The sequence below is a fragment of the Ruegeria sp. CL7 genome (assembly GCF_056536445.1).
In genome coordinates, this window is the sequence record NZ_JBQFPQ010000013.1 from 13,565 (window position 1) to 29,699 (window position 16,135).

A 16,135-nucleotide genomic window follows, 5' to 3' on the forward strand; every position below is an offset into this window, starting at 1 on the left:
GAGCCTTAGAGAGTGACCCAGTCACCTCCGGACTGGTGAGAGCGCACGGAGGCTTCAATAAACCGGACGCCATCTGCACCTTGTTCGACACTGGGATAAGTAAGCCAATCATCCGGAACGGTAACGCCATCCCGACGCGTGGCTACGGCCATAGCAAATTCCGTATAGAGGTTGGCCCAGGCTTCGATAATCCCTTCTGGGAAGCCGCGCGCGGTCCGGATTAGACGTTCTGCGCCGGGGCCGATGCCATGCCCGTGACCTCGGCTGATGATACGATCCGGCTCACCGAACCGATTGAACTTCAGCTGTTCCGAATTCTCCAGGTCCCACTCGAGACCTCCTTCGTTCCCGAATATGCGCAACCGCAACCCTCCCCGATTCCCAGGGGCCAGGCGAGTCGCCATCAGAGTTCCCGGAACCTCGTTTTGATAGCGGGTGAACATGAATGCTGTGTCTTCCAAAGGCTTTGGCGCGCCGCAGACATGAAACTCGGCCCGTAGGTCGGTCAAAGGCAGGCCCGAGACAAAACTGGCGAGATGCGCGGCATGGGTGCCGATATCGCCGACACAGCTGGTCGGACCAGAAATCTTTGGGTCCAGCCGCCATTTGACGTGGGGCGCATCAGCCACATCATCGGGCGTCATCCAGTCTTGCATGAACTCGACGTGGATTTGGTTGATTTTACCGATGCCGCCTTCCGCCACGATTTGTTTGGCCTGACGGATTACTGGAAAACATGACATCGTATATCCGACAGCAAAGATGTTTCCCGTGCGCGCGGCGATCTCCTCAAGCCCCTCGGCCTCGGCAACTTCGTTGGTCAGGGGCTTGTCGCACAGCACGTCAATGCCCGCCTCAAGAAACGCTTTGGCAGCTTCGAAATGAACGTGGTTCGGGGTCGTGATCATGACGGCATCTACGCCATCCGGGCGCGTCGCCTCGGCCTGCGCCATCTCGTCGAACGACGCATAGCACCTGTCTGCCGGCAGGAACCACTCGGCCCCGCGCGCCTTGCTTCGCGCGGCGTCAGAACTGAGCGCGCCTGCGGTGACCTCCCACCGGTCGGTCATCCGCGCGGCCGTTGCCTGCGTGACAGAGATCCGTCCGCCGCCAACAACGCCCAGCCGCAAACGGCGAGACAACCGGGGGAAAGGTCCGTCAAAGTTCAGGTCTTTGGGTAAAAGTCTCTCAGCCATTCTGAACCTCTATTTCCGGGGCCCGTACGCCTTCTGGCAGTATTTCCACCGCCATGAAGATGCTGGGGGTAATCGTCTCGTATTGATGCCAGGGATAGTTGCCTTCAGCGTCATACATCGGTTTGTGCGTCGTGCCGGGGGCCATGAATTCTTCGAGGTAAAGGGTTTCAACATCCCGCTCACGGCATTGCTGCATTTTGCCAAAGCCTACGATTTGTGTATGCACTTCGCGAAACCCCGGTACCGGGCAGAACGGATGATCCTTGTGCAATCCGACATTCAGCGGCACCGAGCCGGAATGGTACATGGTCAGCCCAACGTTACCTACAAAGACCTTTGGCGACATGTAGTGGCTGACACCGCGCAAACGCTCCTCTTGGCGAACATCAAAAGCAGATGGCCATGTATCTTTCACCCATGCGAACAACTCGTTGTCATCCGCATGGGCGTCGAAATCGTGGACAATGACTGCACGTTCCACGCCGCTAAGCGTGCTGTCTTGCACGATCACAGACGAAAGCGGTGCAATGGTCTGATCCTCGACAGAGAGATTTCGCCCCCCAAGGTTAAGGACGATGGCGCGACCCTCTATAGAAATTCTGCGCTCGTCAGTTATGTGCTGGACGCGAAAGAATGGCTGAGCAAAATCGAGTGTCTCAATCGGCATGGACCAACTCCTTCCTCTCATCGTTCAGGAAATCGACCGGCAAAGGTTCCGGAGCCTCGCAACGGCTTTCTATCGTCTGATAGGCACCAAATTTCGGCGCCCGTTCAATCGCGTCCATGACCTCGAATACATGGTAGGCAAGCGCTCCACTTGCACGGGGTTGGCGTCCTTCTTGCGCCGCCAGGGCCAGATCCAAAAGGCCGAGCCCGCGGCTGTCTTCATTGAACCCGTGTTTGTTTTCGACCACCTGCCAGTCTTCGCGACCGGTTGGACGAGGCTGATGAGACCAGCGCGAGGTCTCCCGCGTTTTCAGCCAGACATCCCCTTGAAAGATATTGGCACCATGAACCGGGTCTGGGTCTGGGATGCTGATGGTGCCGTTTTCACCGTAGATCTCGAACCGTGGAGTTTCGCTGTCCCAGACGTCGAAGCTCATGGTCATCGACCCTATAGCTCCGGAAGAGAACTGCAGCAGGCTTAGGGAGTGCGTGTCGACCTCGACATCTATCCATTCGCCGTTGCGAGGGCCGTTTTCGATCATCCTATTGTCGAACGTGCGCCGAGCCATTCCGGCAACCCGGTCAACGGGACCAAGGCAGCAGATCATGGCGGTCAGGTAGTACGGCCCAAGGTCCAGCAATGGCCCACCACCCGCCTTATAGTAGAAATCCGGGTTGGGATGGTGGCGCTCCGTCCCGTGGGTCCCGACATGGGCAAAAGCCCCTGTCGGTTTGCCAATGGCACCCTCGTCGATCAAGCGCCGAACGGTCTGCCAGCGACCGCCCAGAAATGTGTCGGGTGCGCAACCGACCAGTAACCCCTTTTCAGAGGCCATGTGCAGGATCGCCTTACCATCCGTTCGGTTCATGACCAGTGGCTTTTCGGAATAGACGTGTTTCCCCGCCTCCAACGCGCGCAAACTGATTTCCGCATGCGCCGCCGGGATTGTCAGATTCAGAACACAGTCAATCGTCGGATCGTCAAACACCTCATCTGGCGCACAGGCCTTGGCGACACCGTATTGATCCGCTTTGGCGCGGCTTTCAGAAGGGTCAAGGCTTGCGCAAGCCACGACCTCAACGTTTGAGAATTTGGATAGTGTTTTTAGATAAATATCGCTGATACGACCACAGCCGATAAGGCCGACCCGGAAGGATTTCGATGTCTCACCTGTCATCATTCCTGTCTTCGTAGAGGGGTAAGTAATTTGGGGGCATAGGCCCTTTGTTCCGACCGCCCTGGCTCGTCTGCTCCCAGGCGTGGGCAAGTATTCCGACCGAGCGGGACAGGCAGAACAGCCCCCGCGACAAGGGCGCAGGAAAGCCAAGTTCGCAGAAGATCACAGCTGTCGCGCCGTCGATATTCATGGCAATTGGCCGACCGCCGCGTTGACGACCGAGTTCGGCTTGAACCTCTTCTCCGATATCGGCAAACCGGCCAGATACTGTGCCTACTGCCGCCGCATCACGAACAAGTTGCATCAATCGTGGTGCGCGTGGGTCGACAGGCTTGTGAAACCTGTGACCAAAGCCCGATACGATCTTGCCATAGGTCTCGCGCCAGCTGTCCAGACCGTCCTTCACTGCGTCATTCAACGATGCTCCGCAATCCATGCGAGCTGCGATGTCATAGTACAGCTCTGCACACTGCTCTCCTGCCCCGCCGTGCACGTCGCCCAGCATGTTCACCGCAGTCGCCATCGCATTATTGAGACCTACCCCGCAGGTAGCGGCCATACGCGCAGCCGCGATTGAGGGAGCCTGTGGGCCGTGATCCACGCCTGCGACCAAAGCGGCTTCGAACAGGCGCGCTTGCGCGTCGCTGGGTAGATCGCCCCGCACCATAAGCCAGATCATCTGCGGGAAAGATACGTTTCCGATCAGGTCCTCTATGGCGTTTCCACGAAAAGAGATCTGTCCGGGTTTCATGTCGATGATAGAGGTACGCCACCATTGGCGAACGGCGCGCTCATCGTCTTTCATCTGCGCGGTCATTGCGTCTGCACCTCTTTCACCGGCTGGGTTTTGCTTTGCGCAGCAAGGCGAATGGGTGCATTGCGCGCGCCATAACCGGCATAGCCCATACGGCGTTCAACAATTTCGAAGAAGAAGCCGTTAAAGATGGGGCGGCTGTATATCTGAAAATACTCAGCACCCGCCGCCCGATCGTAGAGAATGTTCCCCCTGCGCAATTGGGCGACCAAATCGTCATCCAATCCGAATGTCGCTTGCAGATCAGCGTAGTAGTTTTCCGGGATGGACAGGCTGGGAAAGCCGGACTTGAGCAACTGCGCTGAGGTTTCAAAAATATCGTCCGATTGGAAGGCAATGTGCTGAACACCGGCGCCAAAGCCATCTTCAAGGAATGACGCCGCCAGAGTTCGGCGCCCAACGGCCCCGTTCAGGTTCAGGCGCACTTCGCCTTCTGGACTTTCGATAGCCTGGCTTTGCACGACGCCGGACGGATCGGCGACGTTCACAATAGGAGACTTTGCCATCTCAAAAGTCGAAATGTAGTAGAGTAGCCAACTTTGCATCTCATCATGACGCATCGTCTGGGCCAGATGGTCGATACGACGCAGACCGGCAGGTTGGGTGGCTTTGGTTTTCGCAACCGGCTCAAATTCGATATCCCAAACCCGATGGAGATCGGATTTCTCATCGATGAAATGAACGACGTTGCCACCAACACCCCGAATGGCCGGGATATCCAGTTCCCCTGTTCCCACCGGCTGTGAGAAATTCGGCGCGCCCAACGCGGTCGCCCGCTGAACCGTCTGATCCGCATCTTTGACACGCAACCCCATGTCACAAACGGAGGGGCCGTGACCCAGGAACGCCGAATGGGCAAAACCTTCCTTTTCGGTATTCACAACGATGTTTATGGCACCCTGCCGCCACAGCTCGACGGACTTGGTGACGTGTTTTCGCTCCATTCGAAAGCACATTGCTGACAGCATCTCTGCAAGCTGCGCGCCGCTTAATTCATCAGCTGTAAATTCGACGAACTCAAAGCCTGATACATAGACGCGTTCCGGCAGTTCCGGGATACCGAAATCGGTTCCCGGTTCGGTCCGAGATACCTCATCCAGGAGGTTCACCAGCGACCTGTAGCTGTCTCGGGCCAGCGTCCTGCCTCCGGGTTGCGGCGCCGCTTCGTTGACGCGCGCAATGGACCAAGGCCCCTTGTAACCGGCGCGCGACAACACCCGCACGAAGCCCGCAAGGTTCAGCGATCCGAGCCCGGGCAAAAGCCCGAAATGCCGCTTGAGCCTGCGGATATCCATCTCAAGCCGGGGTGCATCGGACAGTTGCACATGGAACAGCCGCTCTCCGGGAATGTCCCGAAGGCGGGCTGGTTTGGACCCATCGGCAAGCGAGAAGAAGGAATTCAGGGCCAGCCCGAAATGGGGGCTGTCGATGGCTTCAACGACGCGTAACGCCTGCTCATCCGAGCGAATAAGATCCGACCATGGCAAGCCCATATAGGCCAGACGCATCCCTATTTCTTTAGCGATTTGGGCCGCCTCGCCAAGATCTGCGATTACCTGTTCTTCGGTTGCAGCGGCATCGACGTCGTAGGCAGACCCGATTAGCAGTAATTCCGTACCCAACTCGGTCATCAGGTCGAGTTTGCGTTTCAGCCGATCAAAGGCGCGCTCCCGTCCACTGCCGGACTGGCCTTCAAGGTTATGGAAGGGTTGCAGCAGGCAAACCTTCAGGCCGAAATCTGACGCAATGTTCCGGATCTGAGATGGCGACCCGTCAAAAGCAGTCAAATCCGGCTCGTGTAATTCGACACCCCCGAATCCCGCGTCAGCGATAGTACTCAGCTTTTCAGCCAGATCACCGGGGATCGACGTTGTCGAAACCGAGAGGCACATTATCCCTGATACCCAAACATACGCGGCAACCACAGGACCAGATCCGGCATCAGCATCATGATCACCAGGGCGAAGATGAGAACCGCGAGGAAGGCCCAGATTTCCGAGATGATTTCACGCAGCGGAATGTCCGTCACGGCGTTGATCACAAAGAGTAGAATGCCATAGGGAGGCGTGATCAGACCGATCATCGAGTTCACGACGACCAGCACCCCGAAATGCACCAGATCAATTCCAAGCGCTTCGCAGGTTGGAATGAACAGGGGCACGATCACCAGGATGATCGTTGTTGCGTCTAACACGCATCCTAGCGCGAGGATCAGCAGGTTTACGAGGATCAGGAACACAATCGGGCTGACATCAGAACCCTCCAGCAGCGCCGAGATAGACTGCGGTATTTGTTCCTGAATAACGATGAAGTTCAGAATGAACGCGCCCCCAATGACCACCCCGACGGCTGCGGAAGAGCGCGCGCTGTCGACGAACACTTGATATAGGCCACGGAAGGTCAGCGCGCGGTAGAACAACGCTGCCAGAAGCAGGGCGTAGAATGCAGCCACTGCTGCAGCCTCGGTCGGAGTGGTGACGCCGCCATATATGCCGTACAGCAGGATTGCAGGCATCAGCAGCGCCGGAAACGCGTTGGCGGCTTTTGCGGGCAACTCGCGCAGCGGAACAGGTTCTTCCAAAGCAAAGTTCCGCTTTCCTGCCAGATAGTAGTTCATCGCCATCAGAACGACGCCCATGATCAGACCCGGCAGAATACCGGCCAGGAACAGCGACCCAATAGAGGCCTTGGAAACGAGCGCGTACAAAACCATCGGGATCGAGGGTGGAATAATAGGGCCGATCGTTGCCGACGCCGCCGTGATTGCAGCTGCGTAGCCTCGGCTGTAGCGGCCATCTTTGGTCATCATTTCAATGATTATCTTGCCGATCCCCGCGGCATCCGCGACAGCCGAGCCGGACATACCGGAAAAGATCAGAGACGCTACCACGTTTACGTGCCCGAGGCCGCCCTTGAAACGACCGACAGCAGCGACGCAGAAGTTCAAAAGCCGGTCCGTGATCGACCCAGCATTCATGATATTCGCGGCGACGATGAACAAAGGCACGGCAAGCAGGATCGTGCTTTTGTAGAAGCCTTGCAGGATTTTCTCGCCCGCGAGGGCGACGTCCAATCCGGCCGTGCCCAGATACACCAATGAGGCCAAAAGGATGGAATAGCCGATAGGTGTCCCGATGCCTGCCAGAAGAAAGAGAGCGAGCAGGCAGGAAAGAAGTTCAAAACTCATTTCTTAACTTCCTCGCCCTCTTCGACGTCGACACGCGGATGGTCGTCAACGACGTTGTACCCAACGACCAGTTCCAACTCTGTCTTTGGTGGGCCATTGCGCATGACGTCGAAGAATAGCCACGCGTACCGCGCTGCGACGACCAGCATGAATACCGCGTAAATCGAGAATACTGTGCGCAGCGGTATCTTCTCGCCGGAGAACGGATTGCGGACAGTCGATGTCTTGCGGATTTTCATCCAGTCGATGTAGTCCCACGTCGGAAGGAAGCTGTAGAGCATACCGACCACGATCGCTGCGGCCGCCAGCATCGCAAAGACCTGCCGCACGCGCATCGGGACGGAAAGGTAGATAATGTCGAACTTCACGTGATCCCGTTCTCGCACTATGAAAGCGCAACTGAAGAAGATCACCCAGACCCACAGAATGCCGATGAGTTCAAGCGTCCATCCGGCGGGGGTAAAGAAGTAGCGCAAGAGTATTTGCAATAGGAAGATCAGGAAGATTGCCGCCAGCATCCCGCCGGCAATCGCTTCGGTCAGTCGGGAGAACCCCTTCATAAAGGCTTTCATTATGGTTCTCCCTCCCTTCTTCAGACGACTTTAGTTGCCCAGAGCGTTGATCTGCTCAAGCACACCGTCCGGCCATGATCCGGCGAATTCACTTTCCAGGTACATAGACTGTACCTGATCGCGGAACGCAGCGAGATCGGGTTCGTAAATCTCCATGCCCTGCTCTTTCAGGAAGCTGACAAGATCCTCTTCTTTCTGAAGCTGTTTCTGGCGGCCTGATTCAGCTGCTGCGTCCGCAGCTTCCTGAACCTTGGCTTGCTGTTCCGGTGTAAGCCCGTCCCAAACCTCTTTGCCGATGGCGATATAGTTCAAGTCGACCAGATGCGATGTCAGGACGATCTGATTGGTCACTTCATAGAACTTGGCGTCGACGACGGTCGGCAACGGATTATCCTGCCCGTCAACGGCACCGGTCGACAGCGCGGTATAGACTTCGGAGAAGGCCATCGGTGTCGGCGCGGCACCCAGCGCTTTGCCAAGGAACTGCCATGCGTCGGTGCCCGGCATCCGCAGATTCACGCCTTCCAAGTCTGCTGGCGTCGTGACTGTCAGCTCATCCTTGGGTTGGCGCAGGTTAACCTGACGACGGCCCAGATACATGACCGACAGCAGTTTGACGCCCAGCTCTTCTTCAGCTTTTTGCTTGAAGGCATCCATCAAGGGATCGTTGAAGACAGCCACCTGATGCGCGGCGTCCTGGTGGACATAGCCTGCGGTAAAGATCGAAAACTCGGGGAAGAACTGGGCCAGTTCCTGCGCCGAGGTGATCGACATTTCTAGGTTACCCCGGCTGATGGCGTCCAACTCGGTGCCTTGGGCGAAGATGGTTCCATTATAGCTGGGCTCGTAGCTTGCGAAATCAGCGACCATGGGCGCGAAAACCTCGGCCATAGCGACCGAGCGCTGATCGGTCTCCGATCCTGATGTTGCGAGGCGAAGTTGCACTTTGTCTTCCGCCAGCACACCACTTGTTGCGCTAAACAGAACACCGGTTGCGACCAGGGCCGACACAGCAGCCCGGCGGGTAAGTTTGGTAATCACTTTGCTCCTCCCTGAGACATCATGATGCTTCTTTTTTGCGATTCAGAGTTTTGACCTATTTTGGACATTTTGCAAGATGTTTTGCAAAATATCTGATATTTTAGACTGCCGTCATACCTGCCATTTGTGTTTTTTGTAAGTTTTTGATGTTGACCGTATCACCTGTTCTGCAGGAATTCTGAATAGCTTCAATGACTTGAAGTGTTCTGAAGCCTTCCCAGCCGGACACAATCGGATCTGCTTCGTGCCGAGCAACGTCAACAAAATGCCCGAGTTGATTGACCAGTGGGTCAGAGGAACCCTTCTTCAGCGCGGTTGACGAAATTGGAATCCACCAATCCCTTTCCTCACCCTGGTAACTCCACAATCGAAGATCAGGAACGGACAACGAACCATGAGAGCCACCGATCATGTAGCTACTCTCAGCGGTCGACGGATAGATTGGATATTCCTGAGACGTCATCTCCCAGCTCCATGGAGCAACGATGCTGTCGGACACACTTATGGTCCCTATCGCCCCGCTTTCGAACGTCAACAGAGCACCGGCAACATCTTCGTTGTCGTAGCCCCGCTGCGATGCAGCCGACTGAGCCTGTACGGTCACGACTTCTCCGGCCAAATACCGCAGAAGATCGACGTCGTGGACCAGATTGACTGAGATGGGCCCTGCACCGGGTTTCTTTCTCCAAGGCGCAGCATCAAAATACTCGTCTGGCTTATAGAACCAGCAATTCGCATGGACAGCGCGCACATCTCCAATCTTCCCATCGACAATGGCTTCCTTAGCCGACCGGATCAGAGGATTGTACCGACGATGATGTCCGACCATCAGTGGCACATTGGCCTTTTCCGCTTCTTGGACAAGCTCCAGTGCAGCGGAGGCTTCCACGGCGATCGGTTTTTCGACAAGAACGGGACAACCATGTCGCACACATGTGAGGCCTTGTTCAACATGAAGCGTCGTGGGCGTCGCGAGCACAGCTCCGTCCGGCGTCTGATTTGCAAACATATTCTCGAGGGTCTCGTAACACGCAACGCCATGCTCCGCAGCGTAGGTGCGCCCTTCGTCACTGGGATCAACAACCGCAACAAGATCGACATGACGCAACGCGCGGATCGCGTCTGCGTGGCGGCGTCCAACAAGGCCAATGCCGACAATGGCAATGCGAAAGTTCATTGACACTTTGCTTCCTTCCAGAGGGTTCGGAAACTCCGAAACCAATGTTTATGACTGAGCTGCTTTGCCCAACTTGAATTCGACCGTATTGGGGTTTTTGCGATTCCACAATAATGTATGATATTTTTATTTCTACCATACATCAGATTGGATTGCTGATAACTCTATAAAGTGGTATTTGAAGGAGGAATCTAAAAATATCGGGTGAAACGCATGGCGAAACAGCCGTCTACGATAGGTGCAAGCACCTATCAGCGCATCAAGCGGGATATCATCTTCGGAGAGTTGCAACCCGGCTCCAAACTGAAGCTGGACGCATTGAAAGAGCGCTACTCAGCAAGCCTTTCAACACTTCGTGAAACCCTGAACAGGCTTGCCAGCGACGGTTTTGTCGAAGCTCCCGAACAAAGAGGCTTCCTGGTTACGCCGGTCTCTCGCGAAGACCTGACCGAGATATCAGAGTTGCGTGTCCTGCTGGAATGCCACGCGTTGGAGTTGTCCATTGCGAATGGCGACACGGACTGGGAAGGCAACCTCGTTGCTGCACACCACAAACTGCACCTGATGGAACAGCAGCTTCTCAAGGGCGACGAGTCCGAGAAAGAAACCTGGAAAAGATATGATTGGGAGTTTCACCAAGCGATGATCGCGGCCTGCAACTCCAAAAACCTTCTGTCTCTGCACTCGATCATCTACGACAAGTATTTGCGGTATCAGATGCTCGTGCTGACCTATCGCGGCGAAGAGGCAGTCAAGGAGCATAAGGGCATGTTCGATGCCGCATTGGCCAGAGACGCGGGCACCGCTAAGAAGCTGTTAGAAGATCACATCCGAAACGGTCTTTCACATACGCTGGAGGCTATGTAGCTCGCTGTTGTTGCCGCCTATCTCCATCACCTGAATCAACGGCACGGGACCTGAAAGGCAAGTTTAATTACTGTGCTTACCAGACGAATTCCGTAAGTTTATGATTCGACATCCGAACCCGCTACATCAGGCAGCCGTTTAAACAGAGATGAGAACGCTAAGCTTCCGCAACCAAGGGTTGCTTTGCACCACCACAACAAACCGCGAACATTCTTGAAACGGTTTTATGTGAAGCGATCTCTGGTTGAGTAGTGGCCCTTCAGTGGAACGAGTACATAAGGCATGTTCGCGAGTTGATCCCAACGCTTGATTGGGAGGGCGGTTCCCTCGGTGTACGTCTTCGCTTTGAGCCAAGCGACGTCGAAGAGCTATTTAAGGACTTCATATCTGCAACAAGGGATGCAGAAGAACTCAAAAGCGCCGCAGAAACGAAGCACGTAGATAGCTCCGAGACTACGGACACAAAACAGCCTGCACCGAAGCTTACCCTCTGGCCGAGAACCTTGACCGACTTTCTTCGAAAGCGACTATCAAAATACTTTATTGTCCGCGTCTATCCGCTTGACCCTGCAAAAGCTGCCGACCCTGTACGTGGACAAGCGGCCTTGCAGGAATTGCCGTCAAACTGTCTTCCTTACGAAGGTGAGCCATTGAAAGGGCTAGTACGAATTCACGATATCCCTGCGCAGCGTGGATTCGGTGAAGAAGCGGCAGGCGAGGAAGACGACGACGCTCCCGCAGGATCTCCTGGTAGCAAGCTTTCGGATCAACTCCGCAGCTACTATTCAAAACACCTCGATCCGGCGAAAGGACCTGATGCAAATGATTTAGGCGCGCTTCAAGCCATTGAAGCGGCGCAAGACGCGTTTGATCAAAAGCTAACCGAAAGCTTCGCAGCTGCATTTAGTGAAGTTGAAGAAATGAGTCACCCAGGCGTAACAGACCCGAAACCAAAGGTTTCTACGAGATTAAAGGCAATCGACGGGTTAAATCACTCTTCGGCTGTAACATTTGTCGTTGATGTGGCCCCTACGGAAAGTGAAGATATGGTGCCGCTGCTGCGGCTTGCAGAAAACAACAATGGGCTCGGATACCAAAACCTAATTTCGATGATTTTCAGGTTGATGAGCTTTCGCGACTCTTGGATGCGCGTCGGCAAGGCTGCCAATGCTAACGATGACGTTCAATACGAACCACTACATCTGGTGCTGGTTGAAGAACCGCAACCCTATTAGACAACACCGTGTCCTCGCCTGAGCCTGCGGGCCGCACCACTATTGTCGAATAGCATTGCCTCGCCCCCATCCGCGTTCGCCACGTGGCAGATCAGCAGGAACAGGTGCCTTCGGCGTCTGATCTGCAAATCAGCCCTGATTTCCCAATAGGGAAGTCAGGATCATTGAAATCGGTCTAGGTGCTAGATGAAGGACGTGAGGCGAAAAAGGCAAGGTTCTGTCGCTGGTGGCAGAACTATGTGTCGCCTGACAAGGAAATGTGGAACGTCACTGATATTTGACTCAACCGACAGACAAAACCTCAATAAATCGGCTAATCACGTCATTCATTTCTGACCCAATCGTCAAGCATTTCTGACCCAACACAAAAACCGCCCTCTAATCGTGGCCACGGCCCTTGTCTAAGAACAGCCCAACTCCGCCACTTTGAACTTATGTTGCCCACGCACGCGGCATTAGATTTGCTGCCAGATGCGCTTTTGGTGAACATCGTGACCAAATGGTGGGCACCTATGCTTGCCTTAGACCAACCAAATCAGAATAAGAACGCTCACCGCGAGTGATTTGACGTTTGAGGGTGTTCGTTGCAGCTTTTACTTTACCCTCGCCCAATAGCGATGTGATCGCTTGATGTTCCTTGTAAGATTTCTTCGTTCGATTGGAACGCTTTGACAGATGTGTCCGCATAGTTTGGACGATATCACTGACTTTTTGATATCCATCCCGCAGGTAACTGTTTCCGCAGGACCTGAAAAACGCGTCGTGAAACTCGGCGTCAAGTTCCAAGTACTGCTCGAATTCATCCGCTTCCAGCGCTTCTGACATCTTAGAAACAATTGTAGCCAGCTCATTGATCAGAACCGACGGGTTCTTTTCAAGCGCCTGCTCCAAAGCTGCAGATTCTAGGATGAGCCGATACTGGCAAAGTTGCACTACGTCCTCTTGAGAAAGAGAGAATACAAAGGCTCCTCGATGAGGAAAGATCTGAACGAGGCCCTGAAGATTCAAAGCTGATAGAGCTTCGCGAATCGGAGTTTTGCTGATGCCCATGGCATTTGACAACTTCACTTCCGGCAACGATTCACCCAATTGAAACGTGCCATTGATTATGCCTTTCCGGATATGCTCTTCAGCAGTTTTACTCAACGAATCCGGGCGCTTAATCGGCAAAATCTCGGTCATTTTCACTTCGTCCTATTTCGTCTCTCTAACACAATAGCACATGTAAGCTTGATTTCTATATTATATCTGATATCTCAGATAATAGATCGAAAATAACTAAATCCGTGGGAGGATACCTTGTTCAAGAAATCAACATTGGCGCTTGGCGTCGTCATCTCAGCCGGGCTTACTTTTGCAGCATCCGCTGAAACAGTCATTAAGGTTGGGCATGGCGCAGCAGAAGCGTTTCATATGCATCGCGCGCTACTGAAATTTGAAGAACTGGTCGAAGCTGGCTCGAATGGTGAGATCGACGTACAGATATTCCCTTCGTCGCAGATGGGCCCTGATCGCGAAATGATCGAAGGTGTTCAAACCGGCGTTCTGGAAATGGCCATTCCTCCTTCCTCTTTCTTCGCGGGCTGGGATCCGGCTTTTGCAGTAATTGAACTGCCCTACATGTATTCCTCCAAGGACATCGCCTTTGATGTTCTTGATGGTGATGCTGGTGATGGGATGCTTGCACGGGTCGAAAACCAGGGATTGGTCGGTCTTGGCTGGCTTGAATTGGGTGTACGCAATGTGACCAACAATGTCCGTCCGGTTGCAACCCCTGCGGATCTCGAGGGTGTCAAGCTGCGTACCATGAAGGTTCCGGCGCATGTGGCGACATTCGAAACGCTCGGGGCCAACCCGACGCCAATGAACTTTGGTGAGGTCTATTCTGCTCTCCAGCAAGGCGTGATCGACGGCCAGGAAAACCCACTGGCGATCATTACCTCACAGCGTTTCTACGAGGTTCAGAAATACCTTTCGACCACGGGCCATGTCTTTGCGGTCTATATGCCCGTCATCTCCAAACCGTTCTTTGACTCGCTGTCCGCAGAGCATCAGAAACTGGTCCGGGACTCGATGGCCGCCGCACGTGAATATCAGGCTGAACTGGTCGCGAGCGAAGATGCGGAACAACTGGAACAGATTCGTGCTGCTGGTGTCGAGGTTCTGGAACTGACTGCAGAGCAGCGACAGGCCTTTGCCGACAAAACCGAAAGCGTCCGTCTGCAGTATCGCGACGAGGTTGGCGCTGAAGCCTATGACGACTGGGTAGCAGCGGTTTCCGCAGCGAGCGAAAGCTGACCCTCGGACTACTCAGCCAATACGGGCACCCGCGCCATGAAAGTTCGGGTGCCCCTTTCGTTCAAGGGGAGGTGAACGGTGTCGGTTATCAAATGGATCGATATGAATGCCGAAAAGGTCTTAGCCAGTGCACTTTTGGCCGCGATTGTCTTGTTGATCTTTGGAAATGTGTTCATGCGCTACATTCTGAATGCCTCTCTTTCATGGGGCGAAGAGCTAACGCTTTGGCTGTTTGTATGGTTTGTCTGGCTAGGCGTCAGCTATGCGTTCCACACAGGCGATCATGTGCGTATCACGGTCCTGCGTGATGTCCTTAGCGAGCGCGCAAGGCTTTACGCGGATGTTGTGATCGCGCTTCTTGTCCTTGGATTTCTGATCGTTCTGACAATTGAATGCATCAAGCTTATCCGACAGCCTTTTGTCGCCAGCCAGACTTCGGTCGTTTTGGGGCTACCGATTCCGATCCTTTATGCTTCGGCGCCGATTGGCGCGGGCCTGTCCGCGATCCGCGTCACTCAACATCTGTTCCGAACCCTGCGTCTGATCGCAGGAACCAAAGCGTGAGGAACCCGGCATGCTTGCAACAACACTTTTCCTGACGCTATTTGCCTTGTTGCTCTTCAGCGTGCCTATTGGCATCTGTCTGGGCTTGGCCACTATGATTGTGATGGTCTTTGTGGATGGCACGCCACCCATGGTTCTTCTGGCACGGTCGGTGGTAACTGGCGCGGACTCGTTTCCTCTAATTGCCGTCCCTCTGTTCATATTGGCAGGCGACCTGATGCAGCACGGCGGAATGTCTCGTCGACTGGTTGGGTTCGCTAACGCACTGATCGGGCATATCCGCGGTGGGCTTGCTTATGTGAACGTACTCGCCTGTGTGTTTTTTGCCGCCATATCCGGCTCGTCTCCCGCGACCGTAGCCGCCATCGGATCGAACATGATCCCTGAGATGGAAAAGGTCGGCTATACGCGCAAATTCAGCGGCGCATTGACAGCATCCTCAGGAATGATCGGCGTTATGATACCGCCAAGTATTCCATTCATCATATATGGGGTAACTGCCGAGGTTTCGATCGGCAAACTGTTTCTTGCAGGCGTTGTTCCTGGCATCCTTTTTGCCCTCATGTTCATGTTGGTCGCTCGTGTTCTGCTGCGAAAGGACGAGGTTGTTCACCAATCGACGACTACGTTCTCAGGTCCGGGCGTCTGGCAGAGCTTCCGGTCTTCCATCTGGGCGCTTCTCGTACCCGTGATTATTCTTGGGGGCATCTACAGCGGTATCTTCACCCCAACCGAAGCCGGTGCCGTGGCCGTAGTCTATGCCGCTTTCATCGGCATATTCGTCTATGGCGACATCACCCTCAAGGACCTGCCAGAGGTTTTGGCGGGCAGTGCGAAGACCAGCGGGACCATTCTGATATTGGTGATCATGGCGACCGCCTTTGGCAGGTTGATCACGCTCGCAAGAATCCCGACAGAGCTCGCAACAACAATCACCAGCCTGTCCGACAATCCGATCATCATTCTGTTGCTGATCAATCTGCTATTGCTGGTGATCGGCATGTTCATGGAGACGATTTCTTCGATCATCATCATGACGCCGATCCTGCTGCCGGTTGCAACCGCACTGGGGGTCGATCCGATCGTTTTTGGTGTCATCTTGACGGTCAACCTGGCCATTGGGTTCTGCACACCGCCATTGGGTGTAAACCTGTTCGTGGCCAGCAGCATTTCCAAGGTTTCCATCGAAAGCCTCAGCCGGGCAATCCTGCCATTCTTTGCCGGCATGCTGATCTTGTTGATGTTCATCACTTATGTGCCCGCAATTTCCTTGGCCTTGCCATCCCTTTGGTGACCGGCTGAAGCCCTTCTAACGTTAGACAACAACACCAGAGGACCCG

General features: G+C 54.5%; 15 protein-coding genes. 5 read left to right on the plus strand and 10 right to left on the minus strand.

Translation table 11 applies throughout. The features are described 5' to 3' along the window. Positions 1–5 precede the first annotated feature (5 nt). The 9 genes from ACR0LI_RS19720 to ACR0LI_RS19760 form a co-directional block, all read right to left on the minus strand. Positions 6–1,196, minus strand: a complete 1,191-nt coding sequence (locus tag ACR0LI_RS19720; protein WP_480719094.1) for a Gfo/Idh/MocA family protein — start codon at positions 1,194–1,196, stop codon at positions 6–8. Beyond that, positions 1,189–1,863: a hypothetical protein gene (locus tag ACR0LI_RS19725; protein WP_209834499.1), complete on the minus strand. Its 675-nt coding sequence runs from the start codon at positions 1,861–1,863 to the stop codon at positions 1,189–1,191. Before ACR0LI_RS19725 ends, ACR0LI_RS19720 begins: the two co-directional genes overlap by 8 nt. Beyond that, positions 1,853–3,040: a Gfo/Idh/MocA family protein gene (locus ACR0LI_RS19730; protein WP_245223558.1), complete on the minus strand. Its 1,188-nt coding sequence runs from the start codon at positions 3,038–3,040 to the stop codon at positions 1,853–1,855. Before ACR0LI_RS19730 ends, ACR0LI_RS19725 begins: the two co-directional genes overlap by 11 nt. Beyond that, on the minus strand, positions 3,030–3,845 hold the full coding sequence (locus tag ACR0LI_RS19735) for a citryl-CoA lyase (RefSeq protein ID WP_210093389.1): 816 nt from the start codon (positions 3,843–3,845) through the stop codon (positions 3,030–3,032). Before ACR0LI_RS19735 ends, ACR0LI_RS19730 begins: the two co-directional genes overlap by 11 nt. Before the next feature lie 8 nt (positions 3,846–3,853). Then, the gene (locus ACR0LI_RS19740) at positions 3,854–5,746 is read right to left on the minus strand and encodes a bifunctional sugar phosphate isomerase/epimerase/4-hydroxyphenylpyruvate dioxygenase family protein (RefSeq protein WP_480719095.1); all 1,893 of its coding nucleotides are present in this window, start codon (positions 5,744–5,746) and stop codon (positions 3,854–3,856) included. Next, on the minus strand, positions 5,746–7,041 hold the full coding sequence (locus tag ACR0LI_RS19745) for a TRAP transporter large permease (RefSeq protein WP_480492542.1): 1,296 nt from the start codon (positions 7,039–7,041) through the stop codon (positions 5,746–5,748). The genes ACR0LI_RS19740 and ACR0LI_RS19745 overlap by 1 nt, the downstream gene beginning before the upstream one ends. After that, positions 7,038–7,613, minus strand: a complete 576-nt coding sequence (locus ACR0LI_RS19750; protein ID WP_171634653.1) for a TRAP transporter small permease — start codon at positions 7,611–7,613, stop codon at positions 7,038–7,040. Before ACR0LI_RS19750 ends, ACR0LI_RS19745 begins: the two co-directional genes overlap by 4 nt. Before the next feature lie 30 nt (positions 7,614–7,643). Further along, positions 7,644–8,654 (minus strand): TRAP transporter substrate-binding protein DctP, encoded by a 1,011-nt coding sequence (gene dctP, locus ACR0LI_RS19755; protein ID WP_171634656.1) that lies wholly within the window; start codon positions 8,652–8,654, stop codon positions 7,644–7,646. Between the two features lie 100 nt (positions 8,655–8,754). Then, positions 8,755–9,831 carry a Gfo/Idh/MocA family protein gene (locus ACR0LI_RS19760; protein WP_480719096.1) on the minus strand — a complete coding sequence of 359 codons (1,077 nt, stop codon included), beginning with the start codon at positions 9,829–9,831 and terminating at the stop codon, positions 8,755–8,757. A 213-nt stretch (positions 9,832–10,044) separates the two neighbouring features. On the opposite strand from ACR0LI_RS19760, the gene ACR0LI_RS19765 reads away from it, so the two are divergent. Then, the gene (locus tag ACR0LI_RS19765; RefSeq protein WP_170417164.1) at positions 10,045–10,698 is read left to right on the plus strand and encodes a GntR family transcriptional regulator; all 654 of its coding nucleotides are present in this window, start codon (positions 10,045–10,047) and stop codon (positions 10,696–10,698) included. Positions 10,699–10,949: 251 nt separating this feature from the next. Further along, on the plus strand, positions 10,950–11,933 hold the full coding sequence (locus tag ACR0LI_RS19770) for a hypothetical protein (protein ID WP_480719097.1): 984 nt from the start codon (positions 10,950–10,952) through the stop codon (positions 11,931–11,933). A gap of 510 nt (positions 11,934–12,443) precedes the next feature. Here ACR0LI_RS19770 and ACR0LI_RS19775 read toward each other — a convergent pair. After that, positions 12,444–13,115, minus strand: coding sequence for a GntR family transcriptional regulator (locus ACR0LI_RS19775; RefSeq protein WP_480719098.1), 672 nt, complete (start codon positions 13,113–13,115; stop codon positions 12,444–12,446). Positions 13,116–13,232: 117 nt separating this feature from the next. Between ACR0LI_RS19775 and ACR0LI_RS19780 the strand changes: the two genes are divergently transcribed. From ACR0LI_RS19780 to ACR0LI_RS19790, 3 genes are all read left to right on the plus strand, one after another. Further along, on the plus strand, positions 13,233–14,231 hold the full coding sequence (locus tag ACR0LI_RS19780; RefSeq protein WP_480719099.1) for a TRAP transporter substrate-binding protein: 999 nt from the start codon (positions 13,233–13,235) through the stop codon (positions 14,229–14,231). 78 nt (positions 14,232–14,309) lie between these two features. Then, positions 14,310–14,795: a TRAP transporter small permease gene (locus tag ACR0LI_RS19785; protein ID WP_170347550.1), complete on the plus strand. Its 486-nt coding sequence runs from the start codon at positions 14,310–14,312 to the stop codon at positions 14,793–14,795. 10 nt (positions 14,796–14,805) lie between these two features. Then, positions 14,806–16,089 (plus strand): TRAP transporter large permease, encoded by a 1,284-nt coding sequence (locus ACR0LI_RS19790; RefSeq protein ID WP_226688646.1) that lies wholly within the window; start codon positions 14,806–14,808, stop codon positions 16,087–16,089. Positions 16,090–16,135 lie beyond the last annotated feature (46 nt).